1 protein-coding gene is annotated in these 329 nt (G+C 36.5%); it reads left to right on the top strand.

Annotation, left to right across the window (positions count from 1 at the left end; genetic code table 11):
* The first annotated feature begins 44 nt into the window (after positions 1-44).
* On the top strand, positions 45-233 hold the full coding sequence (locus CWB66_RS20765) for a hypothetical protein (protein ID WP_138586932.1): 189 nt from the start codon (positions 45-47) through the stop codon (positions 231-233).
* The last annotated feature ends 96 nt before the right edge of the window (positions 234-329 follow it).

Here is a 329-nt window from a genome sequence, read left to right as displayed (position 1 = left end):
AAACGTCGTACCGCAGTTTATAACGTTAGTTAAGAGGGCTAAAAATGGATAGCTTACACTTAAACTTAAAAGATTTTATATTTGTCATTATGCAAATAGTGGTCATAACAACGGTCGTTGTTACCAATAGAACCCACATCGGTTTTTTACAAAACCAAAACGAAGATTTAAAAGAATGCATTAAAGAAATGCAAAAAATCATCACCGCGCTACGTGTTAAAGTCGGCATTTAACACGTAGCGCCCACGCTATAAAAGCAACATTACCTGTAATACCTCATAGTCGTACTATAAGAACACTTACCTCTCTTCCCAGCCTAAAAAACCCTG

It is taken from the genome of Pseudoalteromonas sp. S558, assembly GCF_005886635.1.
Taxonomy (GTDB): domain Bacteria; phylum Pseudomonadota; class Gammaproteobacteria; order Enterobacterales; family Alteromonadaceae; genus Pseudoalteromonas; species Pseudoalteromonas aliena.
The sequence above is the reverse complement of the archived record's forward strand: the minus strand, read 5'-3'. Positions and strand labels throughout refer to the sequence as shown.